Consider the following 19,618-nt stretch of genomic DNA (forward strand, 5'->3'; position numbering starts at 1 on the left):
CTTCACCTGGACCGCCGATCCCGACAAAATCATCGCTGCCGTCAAACGGGGGCACCAAGTGTTAGATTCCATCCACTAGGTTACGCCAGCTTTATCTTCGCATGGAAGCTTTTCCGCGCTCTTCGCAGCCGTGTTCTTCGGGGAACGGCTAACAGGTCCAGGGATGTCTGCGGCACTGGCTATCGTCGTTGGTGCGTTGATCACTTCCATGCCTGAGCGCCGTGTCGTCTCCATGCAAATAGGCCCAATTGGCGAAGGGGAGTAGGGCACCGGTCGATCCTTCTCCCGACGAACTGCTCAAGCACGTCTCGCTGCTCAGTTCGGAGCACATCAGTCGCGATCGTCGCAAGCAGCGGATGGTGCCGCCGGCGCGAGTGGACTTGAATGCCTGAAGAAAGACTCCAGCGAACTTACGGACGTATGCATGTTGCTCGGTCGCCATCACCGATAAGTTCCCTTTCTCCACAATCGCCTCGAGACTGGGCTTGATCTGCAGCAGCCGAATCCAGCCGACTTTCGATCGCATCTTCATCGGCATCATTGGCAGCCTGGAGCGCCAAAATCGTGTGGCGGAACAGTCGCAGCGCCTTGGATGTTTCTATGCGGGCGTTTATATGGCGCTGCTTTTTGTGGTGGTTGACCTGCGAGAGCATCGGCCCGTGCCGCCGCACTACAATAGAAAACCTGTCGCCGGGGGATAGTGAATGTGCGCGGCGGACTACGGTAGGTCAGCCGCCGTTGCACCGTGCCTGGTGCGTGCGGGCCGTCGGCCCTCAGCAGGCGCTCGGCCCGTAATCCGGCCTCGCCACCGCCGGCATGCCGTGGCTCGGGTCCTCCTTGCGCTTAACCGGACCCCTGGGCACGAATATCAGGAGCAGGGCTTCCGGCCCGGGGCAGGGGAGGAGGAAATCGCATTTGACTATTTTGGTTGCATTTGGAGGGCCGGGGGATTCTTGAGATAGGCAGTTCGTGGAGCAGAAACCGCCATTCCTTATCTTGAAAGCTGTTTCGGGGCGCTCCCCGATCCCCGCTCAGGGTTTCAACATCATCCTCGGTCAGGAGCGCGGCACCAGGAGATCGCCAAGAATTGAGCTTCTACAGCGGGTCGGCTATCGCCAAGCGTGGGCCATTTTTGAGGCAGCCAACACCGTTGCCGGCATAGCTGAAGCTTAAAGAAACCGATGCACCTCGCGAGGTGAGTAACGGACCGTAAGTTCGCCGTCAGCTTAACGAAGCATCGTGCGAAGCGCGGTCTAAGCGGCCCCATATTGGCAATAACCGTGCGAAGGGAAACGAACGCCATGCACAGTCCCATCAGTGGTTCATTCACAAGCTCTACGCAAGTTGACGATCCGATTCATCCAGCGAACAGCGATGGTTTCAGGGAGACGCTTGCGAATGTTGAACTCCGGACGAAATCACCAAGTGCGGAGTGCCCCGATAAGATGGGGTGCTGCGTGATCCGAACAATCCCAGTACCTCCTCTCCTGCGAGACCGAGCACCTCCCTATTCCGATACAGAACGGCCGAATTGGCCCAGGCGAACGCAGATGGAATCTGCGTGGGTTTGACTGCTGAGTGGCTGCGTAACCTCAACAGTCATCCGTCAATCCGAATGGAGGCCCTAGTACCCGGATCGCAAAGGCACGCCTCAGCCGCTGTTCGGCAGAAGGAGTACGAGAATCTGAAGGTTCACCTACGAAGACAAGGAGCAGGACCTTCTGAGGCCGACTTCGCGGCGCAAAACACTATGTTGCAGAAAGCAGGCCTTGCTCCATCCGGAAAGGAGAAAGTATACAAAGTCGGCGAGCCTAACTTCTCGCGCATGCTGACCAAGATTACAGCCGACGGATCCAACCATTTGCTCAGCTTGTATTTCGCTGAGGGCGGCGCACACACCGTTGCGACCTCGGCAATGGATGGAAACACCACGCTCTTCGATCCTAATTTCGGCGAATTTACTGTGCAATCAGATCAGATTGATGATTTGTTCCGAAGCCTAGCCAATCGCTACAGCAATCCAAACCGGCAGCATTTTACAACGGTGACCACCCAAAAGGTGACATGAGTCGGGCGTCCTGCGCGGCGTAGTGTTCACTGAAGTCCACGTAAATCCTCGTCGATGCTTGTGCTGAAGAGGTGGGATCTTTGGTACGCTGAGCAGCAACAGCTGCTGCGTGCGAGGCAGGAATCGGACGACGCGCCGGTGGACCAGGTGGGTTTGAGCAGCAGTTGGCCATCTGCAGCTCAGCTTATCGGAGGAGAACTCCGCCGAGCCGATTTCGCCCGACACTGGATCGGTAGAGGTACATGGAGGTATCCAGCGCATTGGCCTCGGCGGTTCGATGCTGATGCCGCCGCAATCCAACTGGCAGGACAATCGGTTCCGACATTCCTCGCGCCCACATTCGCGGTCATGCAAGGTTCTCCATCTGACTTGCGCAACAGGACTTTTCGACATTCCAGCCGATGAAGACAGCTTGATCCGCCATTATTCCCTGTCGCCGGCTGATCGGCTGGAAATCAAGCTTCGCAGGCGCAACCAGCTTGGTTTTGCGGTGCAACTGTGCCTGGTGGGCTATCCCGGCCGGGCACTCCTTCCGAACATATATCGACGCAGATCACAGGCTATTGCCTTTTACCCTCGCCGTGAGGAAACTCGCCGCGATCACATCGCACACCTGCTGCGCTATTTGAAAGTCGAAGCCCAACCGACATGGACAGCGCGCTACGCTGCGGGCAGCCATCGAGACAGCTTCAACGACAGACCAGGGTCAACGATCGCAAAAACAATCAGTGCTACGTACCGGGTACGCCGGGCCCTGCTGCCAATGGCGACCGTGATCGAACGCATGGGTCGGCGCGGCCCGCGCCATTGCCCGGCGTCGTGGTAGGCAGCTCTGATCGGAGCTGACGCTTACGCGCTCGAGATCGATCCTCGCTTGCAGGCCCCGCATCCGGTCTGGGGGGCGGGACATCCGCGAGGGTGACGCCACTCAGCCTGGCTCGCTGGTGACTTCAACGCCAGCCGTCGGTACGCGACAATCATAACGCAGGCATCAAACTCCGCCAGAAGCTCACTGATGACGCGGTGACGATGCTCATCAAGCCAATCGGCCGCCTGCTCTCGCAGGTCAGCAACCGCAAAATGCAGCGCCATATGAACGCTCGCATAGAAACATCTAAGGCGCTGTGACTGTTCCTCGCCGCGATTTTTTGGCCCCTGCAGGCTGCCAATGACGCCGATGAAGATGCGATCGGGACTATAGACCGGAAAGTCGCTGACACCGGCTGCTGCAGATCAAGCCCGGTCTTGAGGGAATGGTGGAGAAGGGGAGGTATCGCCTTTGGTGATAGCGACCAGCAACAAGCACACGTTCGTAAGCTCGCGGGAGGCTTCCTTCCAGGCGTTCACGTTCGACTCGCGACGGGGGCTATAGACGAACACCTTATGCCCAAGCCCGACTGATTGAGCATGTTACATGTTCATCCACGGTATGGATGATAGCTATGCAAAAGCTCGATTTTTCCATTCTCGCGAAATTCGATTAAGAAACTCGTACAGGTTGGAGGCAGAGTGGACAGTCAGACACCGGCCACGCAGATATGATTGGCAATCCGTCCGCGGATGCATTGAGGCAGGCTCATGAGCGAATTCAAGTGGGGTCACATTCGCGGCGATCTGAATTCTCGGCTTGTGCAACGGCACCCCAGCTATAGCCGCAGGCAGCGCAATCTCGGGTGCTCACCCGCACGTGCGTGCTCTCCAGTACATCACAAGCCCTCGCTTGGTTTAGCTCGGTGCGACGGAAATCGACAGGCGCCGCCGCCGAGGGTGCTGAATTGGCGCAACTGGCAGATTCATGAGGCACTTTTTTGAAAGCAAAGCTCGGTCGATCCATTGGCCGCTTCGGCGACGAGCGGGGCAACATAGCTGTTCTTTGCTTTACAACGGCAGCGCAACGCCGAACCCGCCAAGCGTTTTTTGAGGAGACCTGCTCCGGCTTGAGTTCGGAAGACACTTCTCGAGACACTGCATCGTCAGGTAAGGCATCTCATCGGCTCCGTTGAAGCTCAGTTTATCGCGGGCGCCATCTTGTGGCCCACAAACACCACTTACGAGGAGAATACATCCATGGATCAGCCCGCTTGGAAGAATCCGCGTACGGCCCTGATCGTCGATGGCAGTGACGCTGCACGTCAACGGCGTATACCGAATCTGGCGTCGGTCGACCTAAACCTGCTAGTGGAGCTCGAGGCCTTGTTGCAGTATCGAAACATCACGCATGCTGCTCAACATGTCGGTAGGAGCCAACCGGCAATGAGTAGAGCCCTATCAAGGCTGCGTGACATGTTCAATGACGATCTCTTGGTACGCGGCTCGAGTGGCCTAGTCCCAACACCGCAGGCCGAACACTTGGCGCAAATGCTGCCGTCGGTATTGAATGCTATCCGCGAACTGGTGAGCTGCAGTTCCGGCTTAAGGGATTTGCGGTCGAAGGTAACTATGGCAATGCCCGATCACCAATCGCTAGTTCTGCTGCCATATCTATTGCCGCGTTTAGGTGAGCGTGTGCCTCATGTTGACATCGCCACCGAGCCACTTTTGGACGGCGCTCTACGGCGTCTCGAGCAAGGTGAGATTGACTTTGCGATCGGGCAGATCGGTGCCGCTCCTCCAGGCTACTTGCGGCGCGGTCTCTATGCGGACCGCTTCACTTGCCTGCTTCGCCACGACCACCCTGCATTAGAGCAGGAGTGGAGCGTCGGAACCTTCGCGGCGCTGCGTCACGCCTCTATTGCCTCGGATTCCAACGAGGGCCTGGGTCAAGTCTATGATGGGCTGGTCAGGTTCGGACTACCCGGTCCGATAGTGGTCTCCAACGTGCTGACTGCGGCAGTTGTAGTGGCGATGACTGACCTAGTGCTGATGATACCGAACCGAGTTGCAACTCGGGTGGCGACTATGCTGCCGCTCGCTATTGTAGATCCACCCGTGGAGCTGAAGCCATACGAAGTCGCGTTGATCTGGCACCAGCGCTGCCATCATGACTTGGAGCATCGCGTGCTGCGTCGCGAAATCGCCGCCGCAGCGCGGATGGGCCGGCTAGACGTGTCACAAGACCAAATGGCGAGGCGGCAGAACGATAGTTGAACTCACCGCTGAACGGAAGGGTGCAGCGAAGGACAGCCCGACACCGCGTGCGATTGATCCCATCAAGCGCCGGGTGTTTGACGCTTTAGCTTCCTCAAGGCATCAGTTCATCTCGGGGTTCTCGCTGCCATGTCATCGCACTCGCCGTGGACGCTGGCGCCACTCTGCTAAGTGCCACTTTGCATCGTCAACATTTGACCTATATTGCACTGCAACAATGGTAGGCTTGCCTGATCCACCATTATGGTCACAGGTTCCCTTCAAGCGGGAACGCGCGCTCGCTGCGCACGATAGAAGGAGTCCATCTCATGAAAAATTTAATCCACAACGTGGGCCCAAACGACGCCCGTAGGGACCACGTCGATATAGGTGATGCGGTTCGGCGATCTCGCGAAGCGGTCGGATATAGCGTCGACGACCTCGCATTAACATGCGGTCTGACATGCGCCGAGATTTCAAGGATCGAATTAGGTGCTGATGTCGACCCTGAACGGCTCAGGCGTGTAGTCGCTGCCCTTCGAGTGCCAGCCACCACCTTCGCATTGAAGCATTCATGAACAACATTTAGTGGAAACAAGCTCTGCAAGCTCGAGTATAGTCCCCGACGCGATTGCCACCTATGCCGACACCCTCATTTCAATAGCTGGTGTGCAGTCGAACCACACGCGGAGGGTCGCTGCGGTTGCAGCGAAGACCGGCATGAAATGCCTCCTGGTTCAGGAGAGTTGGGTGCCATCGGCCGTGATACACGACCCGGCGCTTCTGCATTCCTATGCACATCAATCCAGCCGAGAACATCTGGGTATCTGTGCGAGAACGACTTCACCATCTGCGTCGGCGGCGAAATCATCGATAAATCAGTCAGGCCTGGAACTTCTTCGTCAACAACAAAGAGCTTCGTCACCTCCATAAAGTCAGGCAAATGGGCGCAGGTGAAAACTTTAATGCAATCGAGTCGACATTCACCCTCACGAGTTCTCCCAACGGCCAAACTCTTCTCATCAAACGTTCGTGCTCCTCAAGTTCCGGTACCGTGCTAATGCCCAGAGCGGAAAGAACTTGGAGTAGCCGTGATATCGCAAATAAAACACGCGCGGAAAACCCGTGGCGGTGTAGCGCTGCTCATCCCACAGACCGTTCTCGGTTTGTGCGTTTTTTAGGTAGTTCACCCCGCGTGCGACGGCCGGATGCTCCACCTCGCCGGCCGCCATCAGTCCAAGCAAGGCCCACGCCGTTTGGGAGGACGTGGAAGGCGCCTGCTCATATCCGCTATAGTCGAGTCGGTAGCTGATTGCATCCTCGCCCCAACCGCCGTCCCAACTCTGGATGGATACTAGCCATTCCACCGCCTTCCTTATCATGGGGTCCTGGTGATCGATCCCTGCGGCATTCAGCGCGCACAACACCGACCAGGTACCGTAGATGTAGTTCAGGCCCCAGCGGCCGTACCATGATCCTTCCGCGTGTTGGGTGCGGCGCAAATATGCAATCCCCTCGGCGACTGCCTTGCTGCTTTGGGTGAATTCGCCGACCTGGGCCAACATCGAGACGCACCGCGCGGTAACGTCTTCGGTCGGCGGGTCGAGCAGCGCGCCATGGTCCGCGAATGGGAGGTTATTCAGGTAGTATTCGAGATTGTTGACGTCGAAGGCGGCCCAGCCGCCATCCCGGCTTTGCATGCCTTCGATCCATTCCCGGCCACGTGCGATCGCGGTGGCGTATTCCTTGCTGCCGGCGTGCCGCTGCGCGCGGTCCATGGCCATGACCACCACTGCAGTGTCATCGAGATCGGGATAGTGCGCGTTATTGTATTGAAACGGCCAGCCGCCGGGCCTGATGTTGGGCGCCTTCACTGCCCAGTCGCCCTTCACGTCCAGTACCTGCCGCGGCTTCAGCCAGTCTAGGCCCTGCTTCGCTTTCGCTAGGGCGTTAGCGCCGCCCACCTCCTGAAGTGCGTGGCACGTCAGCGCGGTGTCCCAGACCGGCGACAGGCAGGGCTGGCAATAGGCCTCTTCCTCGCCGATCACCAAGAGCTTGTCAATAGCGCGACGTGCTATCGCGCGCGGCGGAAAATGATCGTCTTTACCGAGCGCGTCATACATCATCACGATATTGGCCATCGACGGATAGATCGCGCCCATGCCATCTTCACCGTTGAGCCGCTCTTCAGTGAAGGCGAGCGCACTCGCGATCGCGCGCTCACGAAGTTTCTTCGGAAGATGCGGCTCAATAACCCGCAGGATGCCGTCGATGCCGCGGAACAGCAAGAACCAGCCCCAGCTCTGGTGCGGCGCCTTCGGGTTCATGCCTACGCTCTTGGTATCCTGAAGGAACAGTTCTTCGATGCCGACGCCCTTAGGATTCTTCGCACGCGGCTTCAGCACTGCAAGAACCATCAGCGGCACAATAGTGGTGCGCGCCCAGTAGGAGATCTTGTAGAGGTGGAACGGCGACCAGATTGGCAGTAGCACGATCTCGATTGGCAGAACCGGCACCGCGCGCCAGCTAACTACGCCATAGAGCGCCAGCAGGAAGCGCGTGAGTACATTGCTGTTGGCGGCGCCGCCGCGCGCGCGGATCGCCTCGCGCGCCTTCACCATATGAGCCGCGTCGACGGAATCCCCGATCATCTTGAGCGCGAAGTAAGACTTCACGCTTGCGCTCATATCGAAGGGCCCGTCATGCACCAGCGGCCAGCCGCCGTGCGCGCCTTGAGTGCGGCGCAGATAATTTCCGATTTTGGCTTCGAGCACGACGTCAATGGGCTCGGCCAGGTAATGACGTAGCAGGATGTATTCGGAAGGGATGGTGGAATCCGCTTCCAGCTCGAACACCCAGTGGCCGTCGGCATGACGATAAGCGAGCAGCGCCTCAGTGGCTGAGGCGATGCTCATTTCCAGCGCGGCGGGATCGATGGCAGTGCGATTTCCGGAATGCTTATTCACTGACTTCCTGCGTGTTCGGCAGCGTGCAAAACCGTGTGGATTTACCAATCGAGTGTTTGTCTGAAAGAGCCAGATCGGCGGCACGGTTACCCGACCGCACCGATCCCTCGATGGTTGCCGGCAAACCGGTAGCGGTCCAGTCGCCAGCAAGGAACAGGTTTTTGCAACCGGTCACGGGCCCTGGACGTAGCGCGTTCTGCTCCGGGGTGGCCTCGAATGTGGCCCGGCGCTCACACACGATCTGCCACGGCGGCAGCTCGCCTGAGATCCCACCGGCCTCGCACACGTCGCGCCAGATCGCTCGCACGAGCTCCTCACGCGGAATGTCAAGCAGGCGGTCGCCATTGCTAATGGTGACTGAAAACCGCTGCGGATAGGCGAACAGCCACTCCACGAGCCCGCCGACCACACCCAGGATCGGATCCGCACCGGCTGGCGGATCGAAGCGAAAATGGGCATTAACGACGGCGCGGAATTCGGTCGGGGTTTTCAGGCCGGGCAGGAGCGTCGCGGCCGCCCGTGGCGGCACGGCGAGGATCACGGCGTCGTCGGGGCCGACCGCTATCTTGTCGTCACCGAAATCAAGTTCGCTGATGATCTCGCCCGATTTGGCAAGCTTGCGCAGTTTATGGCTGAGGCGGACGGTGGCGCCCCGCCTCTCCAGGAGCTTGACCGCCGGCTCGACCAGAACGGCGCTCAGTCCGTCGCGCGCGACTAGCGGACGGCAAGCCTCGCCGCCCGCGAGCAGCGTTTCCCGTACGATGGCACCGGCAAGCCCTGCCGAGCCCTCCGGCGGATCGCAATTCAGGGCGGCGAGCAGCAGCGGCCGCACCAGACGCCGGTACAGCGTACCATTGCAGGGTATAGTGTTTCCGACCAGTTCATCCGCGCCGGCCCATAGGATTGGCGCGAGCTTCAGGTAGTCCCACAGCCTGGTGTCGGGGACGCGACGCGCCTTGTCGAACACCCAGGTCGGAAGCCTGCCGCCGCCGAGATCGACCTGCCAGCGCTGTACGGTGGAGATGTCGACGAAGGGAAACTTGGCACTCGTCGGACCGACAAGACCGGATTCCGTTCCGATCGCACGGGCGTAGTTGCGCACATATTGGTTGCCCGATAGAACCAGATGGTTGCCGTTGTCGATGGTGAGATTGGTTGCGGAATCGAAAAAGGAGCGGCATCGACCGCCGGCCTGTTGCGTCGCTTCATAGACATGCACCGGCAAACCTGCATTGCTCAACTGCACGGCCGCGGAAAGGCCGGAGATCCCGGCGCCGATAATGTGAACATTTTTTGGCATCACATCAAGGCGTAACGGAAGAGAATGGCGAGCTTTGTGAGATTGGTTACACGCACCGGTTCCCGGGGAGCCGCAAAACCCCTTATCAGCAGCAGGTCCAAGATCGCGCGGTAACATTTGGACATGATGGTGGGGGCGCGTACTATTCTGCGCGGGTTGCAATTCATGATCTCGTCGGATTCGGCAAAATGCATCATCGCGCGTTGGGCCAGCGGTGCGCACGCCTTGGGCAGCGCCTTGTCGGCGATGACTTTATGTGGGTCGCTGCTGGTGATACCGGCGTGATCGAGGCTTTCGCGTGGTATATAGAGCCGACCCAGCCCAGCATCCTCGTCGATGTCGCGCAGGATGTTGGTGAGTTGCAGCGCACGACCGAGGTGATGCGCAAGTGCAATGCCATCCTCCTCGCTCAAGCCGAACACACGCACCGACATCCTTCCCACGGCGCTGGCGACACGGTCGCAATAGAGATCCAGGGTTGCCATTTTGGGCGCGCGGATGTCTTGTAGCACGTCCATTTCCATGCCGTCGACAACGGCTAGGAAATCCTCTCGCTTCAGCCCGAAGGTCGTTACCGAGGCGAGATAGTCCTTTAGCCGCGGCGGCGGTACACCTTGGTAGAGCGCGTCAATGTGATCGCGCCATTGCTGAAGCGCAGCAAGGCGGTGCTCGCGCGGTTCGTCGGAGTCGGTGATGTCGTCGACCTGGCGGCAGAAGCTGTAGATCTGGAATATCGCCTCGCGCTGCACCGGCGGGAGGGTACGCATTCCCAGATAGAACGAGCTGCCAAGGGCCGTAGAGCGGTGGTTCGCGTGGGCCGCCGCCTCCGCCCTCATACGTCGACAGTCGTCTTGAATCGCGTACCGCGGCCGAACGCACGGCGCGCGGCTTCGTTTGCCATTGCGCCGGCGCCATGGAGCAGCAGCTCAAGCGGCGACAGATGCACGCGCTCCCTTAGAGGATCGCGCATCTTCAGCATCGACACGATCTTATCGGCAAAAGACAGTATGACGGAGACCTCGAACCCGAGGCGAAAGTCCTTCACCTGCGACACCAGCGCTCCGCCCCCGTTGAGCAGCACCTCGGCCTTCGCTGCGAGAGAGCGCAGGCATTGTAGCATCTGCAACGAGGATTTTGCGGCGCCCAGCTCTTCGATGGAGGCGCCGCTGGCTAAAAGCGCATCGCGCGGAATATAGACGCGATTGAGATTGCGGAAATCCTTGCCGCAATCCTGCAGGTGGTTACAGACCTGCAGTCCCGCGCACAACACATCCGATGCCGGCCAAGTCGCGGCACTTTCGCCGTGGACGTCGAGCACAAATCGGCCGACCGGCATCGCCGAGTATTGGCAGTAATCGATCACCTCGTCCCAGTTCTCGTAACGCTGCTTAGTCACGTCCGTTCGGAAGGCGGTGAGCAGATCGAGTGCATGACGCGGCGGCATGCCGCGCCGGTCAAGCGCAGTGCGTAGGTGTACAGCTTCTGCTCGCGTTTCGCCCTTGCCGAGCAGCTCGGCCTCCAGGATGTCGAGGTACAGAAGCTTCTCGTCTGCCGCGAGCGTGGCGTGATCGGCAATGTCATCGGCCATGCGGACGAATCGGTAGAAGGCAAGAATCAGCGCTCGGTGCCGCGGATGGATAATCCACGACGCAACGGGGAAATTTTTCTCGCGGTGCATTGCGTCCGACCCGGGGCCGCTGCCGCTCGTCATTTAGCACCATCGTCGGTTTTGCGGGCGTTGGATGCTGCTGAAATGCAGTCGGGCCCCCGAATAAAACGTACAATCCACGAAGGTACGGCGGCGGCCAAAGACGTTATCGACCGGCGCGCGTTTTTATCCCCGAGAATTATCCGATGCGAATCTGTTTTTCGAGTATACTGATTCGTCCTGCCGAATTCTTTGCTGAAAGCGTCGGATGAGACTATATCCCAGTAGCTAAAGGCGATTCGACTACCGCGCATTATGAATACACCACATCCCTGCCATGCAAACCTATCCCACCACTCAATTATTACGCGGTCATCTTCTTCGTAGATGAACTCCGGAGCGCATATCCTCTCCGCAATAGCGCGATTTGGTCGAAAAATCTTTTGGATTGCCGCGCGTCCTATCACGGGGCGCTGCATCGGCCAGAGGCACATTGCATTTTCGTGGTACAGCTCAGCCAAAGCGATCGCATCACCCTTATTGAATCGTCGAATCCACTCTTCGACCGTCCTGCGCGCGCTCATTGAAATGCTCCTTTCTCAAGACCTTTGCTACCATCGGTCCGTCAGGATCCGGTATTTTCCAGCTGTTGATTCGAGGTAAGCCTGAGGTGATATCGCCCGACTCGACCCCCAAACATAGTGAGGCACAAGGCGGCACACAGCGATTGCTGTGCGAGCATAAGCGCCGCGTTTCGTTCGTTCAGTCATTGCAGGTGATGTCCACGGTGATCACTCGATGCCGCTTCTAAAAGCGATCGGTGCACCTTCAACGAAAGTCGCGGAGCCCCACGCAGCGTGGAGAAACTCGCGTATGGGTCACTGGACGGGTCGTGGCCGTGTTTTTTGTAAGAAACCGCGACTATTGGCAAAGCTCGAACTCGCCCTCTCAGTTGCGCGCGCGACGCCCTTTTCAGGGACGGCACCGGCCCACGCAAGTGTTGCTGCTGGATACAAATACAACCGTGATCCGAGCGGAAAAGCGGTCCACCGGAAGAGCTAAATCAGATGTATTTTCACCAGAGTTTCACATAGTCTCGCTTTATTGAAATCCATTTTTTCAATGACATAAATCTATACGGTCGATTCACAGCCGAGTATGATTCAGCCACAGGCGGTTCTGCAGTCAGAACGTCGCGGTTCTCAATTTGAGGAGTTATCAGTGATGTTTAAGACAGAACGAGGCTGCGATCGTGAAGGAATGGATGAGCGTTTTTTCGAGTGCGGTATCGCGCGAGACCGGTGCGCCACTGGCAGACAGTGTAGGTCATCGCTGCTCCGGTCAATTTCACGGCGAAGACCGGCACTTGTCCTGGGGCCGGCGGCGCCTATCCACTGGGAACACCGGCGGTCGAGCAGGCCCTGTTTCTACCTGCCAATGCGAGCCTGATCACCCGTACCGGCGCTGTAGTCGGCTCCGAGTGCATCGGTGCAGGCGTTCAGGCAGGCGGAATATTTTCACGGCCGCCCGTCCGCCGTCGATTACGATGCTGCATCTTCAGGCGGCACAAATCTTGCGCCGACGAACCGCGAACTCGTCGACGCCGTTGATGAGCGGGTAGGGGTGATCGCGGAAGAGACCGGGCGGCCAGACGTTTGCGGAACGCACAAGCGACTCGCCCGTGACCCGCAGGCCGGTGGTGTGGGAGGGAGCGGCGCCGTGGGGCGTCTTTGCAAACCAGTGTCAATGCCAGAGTCGCGACCCGCCTTAATTATCAGCCACATTGCTGACAAACCATTCATAGGATTTGGCCAGTCCCAACTCGAGCGAGGTCTTCGGGCGCCAACCCATCGACACGAGTCTTTCGCTAGATAAAAGCTTTCGGGGCGTTCCGTCCGGCTTGGATGTGTCGAAGACTATATCGCCTTTAAAACCAACAACACGGCAGACGATGTGGGCTAGTTCAATGATAGTTATTTCCCCCCCGGAGCCTATGTTAATGTGTTCCGTTTCGGAATAATGCTTAAGTAGGAAGACCAGGGCGTCGGCACAGTCTTCACTGTACAAAAAGTCTCGAGTAGGTGTGCCGCTTCCCCATATAGACAAGCACCCAAGGTCTCTAATCTTTGCCTCATGTGCTTTGCGTATTAAGGCAGGGACGACGTGGCTGGAGGTAAGATCGAACTTATCGCGTGGGCCATAGAGATTTGTCGGCATGACTGATATGAAGTTTGCGCCGTATTGCTTACGATACGCTTGACACAACTTAATGCCGGCGATTTTGGCGATCGCATACCACTCGTTGGTCGGCTCAAGTGGTCCGGTCAATAGAGCCTCTTCCCTTATGGGCTGCGCCGCATACTTCGGATATATGCAACTCGATCCAAGGAAAAGAAGCTTTTCAACGCCACTGCGGAAGGAGGCCTCAATGACATTAGCCTCCATGATAAGGTTTTGATAGATGAAGTCAGCGGGCATAGTATCATTTGCCAGGATCCCACCCACCTTCGCTGCCGCCATTATGACCGCATGCGGCTTTTCCTTTGATAGAAATTTCTCAACTTCCTCTTGCCGCGTCAGATCCAGCTTTTGCCTATCTGCAACGATGACTTCGCAATCCTCGGAGGCAAGCGATCGAATTATGGCGCTGCCGACCATACCTTTGTGTCCTGCGACCCAAATACGCTTTCCGTCTAGCAAATACATCGGCATCTCGCCTCTTACTGTCGGGTGCCCCTCAAATAAGAGAGATCTTCCCTTACCATTTCGCAAGCAAGATCTCTCACACTTGTCTCGTGCCTCCAGCCCAAAACCTGGCGGGCCTTGGTGGCATCGCCTAAAAGTAAATCTACTTCGGTGGGCCTGAAATAGCGCGGATCCACCGCAACGACGCATTTGCCTGTCGCGGCGTCTATGCCCCTTTCTTCAATGCCTTCTCCCACCCATTCAATCGTCATTCCGGTTTCCTCGAAGGCCCATTCGACGAACGTGCGAACCGATGTTGTCACCCCGGTAGCCAGGACATAGTCGCCTGGTCTATCCTGCTGACACATCATCCACATGCCCCGCACATACTCACGGGCATGTCCCCAGTCACGTTGAGCATCTAGATTTCCAAGATAAAGGACCTCTTGTTTACCTAGACTGATTGCCGCCGCAGCCCGGGTGATCTTCCGAGTCACGAACGTCTCCCCACGAAGCGGACTTTCGTGGTTGAAAAGAATACCGTTGGAGGCATGCATGCCGTAAGCCTCTCTATAATTTACGACAATCCAGTACGCGTACAGCTTTGCGGCCGCGTAGGGTGAACGCGGGTAGAATGGCGTCTTTTCGTTTTGGGGGATCTCTTGAGCCAGCCCATATAGCTCTGAAGTCGATGCCTGATAAAAGCGAGTCCGATGGATCAGCCCAAGAATCCGAATAGCTTCCAGCATGCGCAATGTACCAATTGCATCGGCGTTTGCAGTGTACTCGGGGGTTTCGAAGCTTACCTGAACATGGCTTTGCGCTGCAAGGTTGTAGATCTCATGCGGCTGGGTTTGCTGAACAATGCGCAGCAAATTGGTCGAATCCGTCATATCCCCATAGTGGAGAAAAAATCTCGCTTCAGGATCGTGACGTTCTTGATAAATGTGCTCTATCCGTTGAGTGTTGAATGATGACGAACGACGCTTTATGCCGTGAACAATATAGCCTTCGTCCAACAGCAGTTCAGCAAGATAAGCCCCATCCTGACCCGTTACACCAGATATTAAAGCTACTTTCCGGTCTGTCACTTTGTCGAATCTCCAGTGATATTCCTGCGGGAGAGGGCGTGCGCTAGGGCGGCTGGTGTGAAGGAAATCGTCGTGCTTCGGCGACAGAGCGGGCCCATGGAGGCATTGCGGTTTTCAAAGCAGTATTGCCGGAGACGTGCGGGCCGGGACAACTGGGCATGAGGCGCTCGTGTCCCTTGGAGCGCGCCCAAGTTTCTCCATGACTGCTCTTCTCCACGCCTAGAATTGAGGTGACGATTTTCATTCAAGAGGCGGTATTTGTTGAAGATCTTTCGATCACGACCAGGCGACTAGGATCGTTCAGATCAAACTCAATAACCCTTGGGACAGAAAGGCGTGCGTAACGTGTAAAGGCGCTTGTCGGAGGAAACCGAATGACGGTGTCGCAAAGCCCAAGAAGATACATCTCGACGAGGGCGGAAATTCCGCCCTCAACCCCGAGATCTGGGCTGTGTAATGGGCCAGACTGATCCGCTCGGAAACTTTTCGGGATCGTGAGAAGATCGGGGAACCTACTCGACACCTGGTCCAATACCCGCGCGCTATCGGTGCACAAAATCACCCGCACAGGCTTCGGGTGGGGCAACGCTTTGGCAGCATTAATGGCAGTGCACACTTGATGCACGGCAAGGTCCGGATCGGCCCAGTAGGGTGCATGGTCCATAACGTCTTCGCCGTTACCATGCCGAACATGAACCCCGATCGCACTGTACCCATAGAAGTGCTCCTGATAGATAGCGTCTATGCGAGCCTGAATTTCAGCCCGAGGCTTGACACTGCAGAAAATCTGCCGCTCTGCCTCCTCGTCGCAGCGCCACATCAAACACGCATCACACACTACCGTGTTGGCCTCGACATCATCTTGGGCCTGGAAAAGTTCATCGAGTTCGTCTCGCTCTCGAAAAACCTGAGCATCTGGGCGGTAAACACATTCAATCGCAGGTTTATTCCACCAATTTGGGAAGAATGGTCCTGGGAAGGAAAACTCGTTGATCTGGTTATCGCAAATAAAAGGGACACCTGCGATATCCTTGATTGGTTCAAAAAACACCGGAAAGGCGTTTGTGAAGGGCTGATCAAGGTAGCAGGACCCGCGCCAGTCAACGGCTAACGTTCGCGCCGTCCGTTGGGCGTAGCGCCAAGCGGCCGCCAGCGACCACAGACAGTCACCGAAACCAGTACGTCTCCGAGAGAGGACATATCGATTGTACAATGCTGCCCGTCCTTAGTGCCGCCGCTCTGACTTAGTGTCTTCTACGGATTTCCGATCAATTCAGAGCTTCCTAATGGAGTTCGGCAACATCAGTAAAATTCATATTTTGAATGGCAACCATCCACATATTGGATATAAAGGGGACGTGTCTTTCAGGGCTTATCTTCACGTTAGGTGGCGAACCATCGGTTCACACCAGGAAGAGAAGAGCTGATGCCAATTCCTGGACTGCCGACACAGCATAGAACAGCTCGCTCATCGGCGACGCTAGCGGTAACAGATCTGCATATCAGCAAAGCCTAACTTACACCCATTCAACTGTTAAGGACCGCCAGTCCCTGAGCCAGCAAGTGTTCGGCAGCATCTGGGTCGTCTGCCTCGACGTAGCAACGCAGTTCAGGCGCGTTTCCTGAAGGGCGGATGTGCAGGATACGGCCGCCTTCAAATGTCAGGCGCAGGCCATCCACGTCGTCCGTGCCCGTCACGCGACCGATCCGGCTGAATAAATGGGAAACATTAGCTTTTGACGCTTTCAAGAATGCCACTAGGGCGTCGCTCCTATCGAATGGATAGTTCTCGATCCGGCCGGACAAAGCGACTGGCAAACGATGCATCGCGACGATCCCCGAGAGGGGAGTTTTGGCCTCTACTGCCATGTGGAGCGCTGCAATGATGGGAAGGACGCAGTCCCGGGTCGGCAAGGCGGGAAGCGACGCGCCTCCGAACGAGAAGTTCGAACCTAGCATGACGCCACCGTTGGCCTCGAAGCCCATCACCCGCTGCTTGCCACGCGCAACCGCCTCAGTCATGGCTGCAATGACGTAAGGTGAGCCAACGCGGGTACGCACCACCTCGACGCCACTCGCCGCCTCGATCCCGGAGTTGCTGGTTATTGGCGTAGCAATAAGCTTGGCCTCCAGCAGCCTTGCGCAAATTAGACCGAGCAGATCACCGCGCAATGGAGTTCCCGTTTCATCCGTTAGCAGGGGCCGATCGGCATCTGCGTCCGACGATACAATGGCGTCAAAGGCGAACTCCTTCGCCCAGGCAGCGAGCATCTTACATGTCGCCGCCGAAATAGCTTCCGTGTCAACAGGGATGAAGACCTCAGATCGGCCTACCGGTACGACATTTGCGCCATGACCTTCCAAGATGGTGGTCAAAATATCGCGGGCAACGCTGCTGTGCTGATATAAGCCGATCTTTAGCCCCTGAAGGCCCGATTTGGGAAGCAGCGTTTCGTAACGTTGGATATAGAAGTCAGTTGCTTCGCTGGAGTGGTCGGCGCCGCGGCCACACTCAACCCTGGTTGCATCTGCATCGGCTGAAAGCTGCTCCGCCAACGCCGTAATCGCCTGCTCGTCGGCCTTGTTGATCTCACCGTCAGGCAGATAGAACTTAATGCCGTTTCGGTCGGCCGGAATATGCGAGCCTGTGATCATGAGTGATGCTGCACCGAGTTTTCGGCCGTACAATGCAAGCGCTGGTGTCGGCAGCCCTCCGCAGTCGACCGGCACCATTCCCGCCCGGGCGAGCGCTGCCATGCAGATAGCGGCGATTTCCGAACTTGAATCGCGGAAGTCGCGACCGACCAATACGGTCGCCCCTCGCGCGACCCGTCCTCTGTCGAAGAGCATCCTCGAAAAGGCTGTAGCATAGAGCGCCGACACACTACCCACGAGTTCTGTTGCCAACCCGCGGAGACCACTTGTGCCGAATTTGGGACCCATTAACTAGCCTTTTTTTGCCGGGCAGCGTTCAGCAGGTAGTCGACGCCACCGGGGCAAGCCGAATGAATTCGCATCCACTAATGAGATTGCTTCGCTCTCGCCACACTGTTATGAAGCTTCCATCAAACGCAATCAAAAATGACACCATGCTTCCAAAGATTATCCCAGCTATCATGGCAGGGGGTAGGGGCACAAGGCTCTGGCCTCTGTCACGCGCAACTGCCGCAAAACAGTTTCTAAAGCTAATCGGCGAGGAAACGCTCTTTCAAGACACGCTTAAGCGCGTTTCCGATGCCAAAGTTTATGGAGCACCACTCGTCATCACCAATGATGAATTTCGCTTCCTGGTTGCCGAACAGGCGCGCGAGCTTGGGGTCACGCTTTCCAGCATAGTACTTGAGCCGGTGCCGCGCAACACGGCAGCCGCAGTAGCCGTCGCCGCCCGGATCGTGGCTGATCGGTTTGGTGAGGACGCGCTATTGCTTGTGCTGCCGTCGGACCACGCGATTACGGTAGACGATACTTACAAGAAATGCGTGCGCTCCGCCTGCATCGCCGCAGCGGAGGGCAAGCTCGTGACGTTCGGTATTCAACCCACTTGGCCAGCAACGGGATACGGATACATCGAACGTGGCACTTACCTTGGCAAGGACGTCCATGCGGTTCAATGTTTTGTCGAGAAACCAAGTCTCGAAAAGGCGGCGGCTCTTTTGGAGACCGGCAATTACTATTGGAACTCTGGGATGTTCCTTTTCCAGGCGGCCAGCATTATCGCCGAACTTGAGGAGCATGCACCCGACGTGTTGTCGGCGGTGCACGCCGCGGTCAGGGGCTCAACGGTCGACGCCGATTTTATACGACTTGCCCCGGAGAGTTTCAGCCAAGCGCCATCCATCTCGATCGACTATGCACTGATGGAGAAAACCGCAAACGCCGCCGTGGTCTGCTCGGATTTTGCTTGGTCGGATCTCGGTAGTTGGGATGCTGTGTGGAAGAATGAGGAGCAGAATGCTGATGGTAACGTGCTCAAGGGCAATGTTACGGCCTGCAACACGAAGAATTCGCTTGTGTTGTCGCATACCGCGCATCTCGCTGTACAGGGGATGGATGGAGTTGCAGTCATCGCTAGCGAGGACGCAGTCTTCGTCGGGCGACTGGAGGAGGCCCATGAGATCGGAAACTTGGTGAAGCGCCTCGCCGCGGACGAAAATACGGCACGTCTTACGGAATTGCACCCAACTTTGATACGGCCATGGGGCGGCTACACCACTATGCTTAACGGCGATCGCTTCCAAGTAAGGCGGTTGTTCGTACGCCCTGGGAAGATGCTTTCTCTCCACAAGCATTTTCATCGATCAGAGCACTGGATCTGCGTGAAGGGCACCGCAGAAGTGACAATCGAGGATCGAGTAACGATCCTGCACGAGAACCAGTCAATCTACATCCCCGAGGGGGCGATACATCGCTTGGGGAACCCTGGCAAGATCATGCTGGAGTTGGTCGAGATTCAAACTGGTGCCTACCTGGGCGAGGACGATATCATCCGCGTCGCAGACGAATCGAGAAATGAAATGCCAGATTCGAGGCGTACGGGCCTATAGGGATAGCGTGTCCTTTGCGCAGTCCGGCACCTTCGCACGCATTACGGTATCTGGAGAGAGGACGTGGTGGCACCATCGGCAAGCGTTGCACCGGCGGCCGCGGACGAGTCTGACGACATGCGATGGATACCGCCCTCTGCGTCGACCCAATCGTAGATGCGTGTTCTCCTCCGTGGGCCCGGCACGATCGTTCTCCTGCGCAACGCATACCTCGCGACGAGGTAGGCCGAAAAATCCGCCTTTCTTCGCG

The 19,618-nt window shown here is 57.3% G+C and carries 16 protein-coding genes and 2 pseudogenes; 8 read left to right on the forward strand and 10 right to left on the reverse strand.

Features of this window, described 5'->3' with window-relative positions:
- Positions 1-485: 485 nt before the first annotated feature.
- The gene (locus AU381_RS01200; RefSeq protein ID WP_014857579.1) at positions 486-701 is read left to right on the forward strand and encodes a hypothetical protein; all 216 of its coding nucleotides are present in this window, start codon (positions 486-488) and stop codon (positions 699-701) included.
- A gap of 25 nt (positions 702-726) precedes the next feature.
- Here AU381_RS01200 and AU381_RS30615 read toward each other — a convergent pair.
- Positions 727-902, reverse strand: a pseudogene (locus AU381_RS30615) (integrase); the annotation flags it as partial.
- 548 nt (positions 903-1,450) lie between these two features.
- Here AU381_RS30615 and AU381_RS01210 point away from each other — a divergent pair.
- From AU381_RS01210 to AU381_RS29410, 5 genes and pseudogenes are all read left to right on the forward strand, one after another.
- A complete protein-coding gene (locus AU381_RS01210; protein WP_014857581.1) occupies positions 1,451-2,068 on the forward strand; it encodes a YopT-type cysteine protease domain-containing protein in 618 nt (205 codons plus the stop codon).
- Between the two features lie 277 nt (positions 2,069-2,345).
- Positions 2,346-2,894: a DUF4158 domain-containing protein gene (locus tag AU381_RS28035; RefSeq protein WP_014857582.1), complete on the forward strand. Its 549-nt coding sequence runs from the start codon at positions 2,346-2,348 to the stop codon at positions 2,892-2,894.
- A 1,241-nt stretch (positions 2,895-4,135) separates the two neighbouring features.
- Positions 4,136-5,155: a LysR family transcriptional regulator gene (locus AU381_RS01215; protein ID WP_014857586.1), complete on the forward strand. Its 1,020-nt coding sequence runs from the start codon at positions 4,136-4,138 to the stop codon at positions 5,153-5,155.
- Positions 5,156-5,463: 308 nt separating this feature from the next.
- Complete coding sequence (locus AU381_RS28055; RefSeq protein ID WP_078070602.1) at positions 5,464-5,712, forward strand: helix-turn-helix domain-containing protein; 249 nt, start codon at positions 5,464-5,466, stop codon at positions 5,710-5,712.
- A gap of 6 nt (positions 5,713-5,718) precedes the next feature.
- A pseudogene (locus AU381_RS29410) lies at positions 5,719-5,890 on the forward strand (1-aminocyclopropane-1-carboxylate deaminase); the annotation flags it as partial.
- A 266-nt stretch (positions 5,891-6,156) separates the two neighbouring features.
- Here the strand turns inward: AU381_RS29410 and shc are convergent.
- The 5 genes from shc to AU381_RS01240 are packed head-to-tail and all read right to left on the reverse strand — an operon-like array spanning position 6,157 to position 11,632.
- On the reverse strand, positions 6,157-8,049 hold the full coding sequence (gene shc / locus AU381_RS01220) for a squalene--hopene cyclase (RefSeq protein ID WP_048655409.1): 1,893 nt from the start codon (positions 8,047-8,049) through the stop codon (positions 6,157-6,159).
- Positions 8,050-8,092: 43 nt separating this feature from the next.
- On the reverse strand, positions 8,093-9,400 hold the full coding sequence (hpnE, locus tag AU381_RS01225; protein WP_014857589.1) for a hydroxysqualene dehydroxylase HpnE: 1,308 nt from the start codon (positions 9,398-9,400) through the stop codon (positions 8,093-8,095).
- A complete protein-coding gene (gene hpnD / locus AU381_RS01230) occupies positions 9,400-10,236 on the reverse strand; it encodes a presqualene diphosphate synthase HpnD (RefSeq protein WP_014857590.1) in 837 nt (278 codons plus the stop codon). Before hpnD ends, hpnE begins: the two co-directional genes overlap by 1 nt.
- Positions 10,233-11,111, reverse strand: coding sequence for a squalene synthase HpnC (hpnC, locus tag AU381_RS01235; RefSeq protein ID WP_034859281.1), 879 nt, complete (start codon positions 11,109-11,111; stop codon positions 10,233-10,235). The genes hpnD and hpnC overlap by 4 nt, the downstream gene beginning before the upstream one ends.
- Positions 11,108-11,632, reverse strand: coding sequence for a nuclear transport factor 2 family protein (locus AU381_RS01240; RefSeq protein ID WP_015633390.1), 525 nt, complete (start codon positions 11,630-11,632; stop codon positions 11,108-11,110). The genes hpnC and AU381_RS01240 overlap by 4 nt, the downstream gene beginning before the upstream one ends.
- 904 nt (positions 11,633-12,536) lie before the next feature.
- Here AU381_RS01240 and AU381_RS28065 point away from each other — a divergent pair.
- Complete coding sequence (locus AU381_RS28065) at positions 12,537-12,923, forward strand: potassium-transporting ATPase subunit C (protein ID WP_080577843.1); 387 nt, start codon at positions 12,537-12,539, stop codon at positions 12,921-12,923.
- Here AU381_RS28065 and fcl read toward each other — a convergent pair.
- The 4 genes from fcl to AU381_RS01260 all read right to left on the reverse strand — a co-directional run bounded on the left by fcl (position 12,816) and on the right by AU381_RS01260 (position 17,767).
- The gene (gene fcl, locus AU381_RS01245) at positions 12,816-13,754 is read right to left on the reverse strand and encodes a GDP-L-fucose synthase (protein ID WP_034859283.1); all 939 of its coding nucleotides are present in this window, start codon (positions 13,752-13,754) and stop codon (positions 12,816-12,818) included. The two genes, AU381_RS28065 and fcl, sit on opposite strands and share 108 nt — an antisense overlap.
- Before the next feature lie 14 nt (positions 13,755-13,768).
- Positions 13,769-14,824 carry a GDP-mannose 4,6-dehydratase gene (gene gmd, locus AU381_RS01250; RefSeq protein WP_014857595.1) on the reverse strand — a complete coding sequence of 352 codons (1,056 nt, stop codon included), beginning with the start codon at positions 14,822-14,824 and terminating at the stop codon, positions 13,769-13,771.
- A gap of 244 nt (positions 14,825-15,068) precedes the next feature.
- A complete protein-coding gene (nodZ, locus tag AU381_RS28070; protein ID WP_014857596.1) occupies positions 15,069-16,037 on the reverse strand; it encodes a nodulation protein NodZ in 969 nt (322 codons plus the stop codon).
- A 314-nt stretch (positions 16,038-16,351) separates the two neighbouring features.
- Positions 16,352-17,767 (reverse strand): phosphomannomutase, encoded by a 1,416-nt coding sequence (locus AU381_RS01260; protein ID WP_034859288.1) that lies wholly within the window; start codon positions 17,765-17,767, stop codon positions 16,352-16,354.
- A gap of 146 nt (positions 17,768-17,913) precedes the next feature.
- On the opposite strand from AU381_RS01260, the gene AU381_RS01265 reads away from it, so the two are divergent.
- Positions 17,914-19,368 carry a mannose-1-phosphate guanylyltransferase/mannose-6-phosphate isomerase gene (locus AU381_RS01265; protein WP_050996905.1) on the forward strand — a complete coding sequence of 485 codons (1,455 nt, stop codon included), beginning with the start codon at positions 17,914-17,916 and terminating at the stop codon, positions 19,366-19,368.
- The last annotated feature ends 250 nt before the right edge of the window (positions 19,369-19,618 follow it).

Source organism: Sinorhizobium glycinis (genome assembly GCF_001651865.1).
Lineage (GTDB): Bacteria > Pseudomonadota > Alphaproteobacteria > Rhizobiales > Rhizobiaceae > Sinorhizobium > Sinorhizobium glycinis.

Coding starts and splice junctions, on each gene's coding strand:
- AU381_RS28035 (WP_014857582.1), top strand. CDS start 2,346: ATGCTGATGCCGCCGCAATCCAACTGGCAGGACAATCGGTTCCGACAT.
- AU381_RS01215 (WP_014857586.1), top strand. CDS start 4,136: ATGGATCAGCCCGCTTGGAAGAATCCGCGTACGGCCCTGATCGTCGAT.
- AU381_RS28055 (WP_078070602.1), top strand. CDS start 5,464: ATGAAAAATTTAATCCACAACGTGGGCCCAAACGACGCCCGTAGGGAC.
- shc (WP_048655409.1), bottom strand. CDS start 8,049: ATGAGCATCGCCTCAGCCACTGAGGCGCTGCTCGCTTATCGTCATGCC.
- hpnE (WP_014857589.1), bottom strand. CDS start 9,400: ATGCCAAAAAATGTTCACATTATCGGCGCCGGGATCTCCGGCCTTTCC.
- hpnD (WP_014857590.1), bottom strand. CDS start 10,236: ATGAGGGCGGAGGCGGCGGCCCACGCGAACCACCGCTCTACGGCCCTT.
- hpnC (WP_034859281.1), bottom strand. CDS start 11,111: ATGACGAGCGGCAGCGGCCCCGGGTCGGACGCAATGCACCGCGAGAAA.
- AU381_RS01240 (WP_015633390.1), bottom strand. CDS start 11,632: ATGAGCGCGCGCAGGACGGTCGAAGAGTGGATTCGACGATTCAATAAG.
- fcl (WP_034859283.1), bottom strand. CDS start 13,754: ATGTATTTGCTAGACGGAAAGCGTATTTGGGTCGCAGGACACAAAGGT.
- AU381_RS01260 (WP_034859288.1), bottom strand. CDS start 17,767: ATGGGTCCCAAATTCGGCACAAGTGGTCTCCGCGGGTTGGCAACAGAA.
- AU381_RS01265 (WP_050996905.1), top strand. CDS start 17,914: ATGCTTCCAAAGATTATCCCAGCTATCATGGCAGGGGGTAGGGGCACA.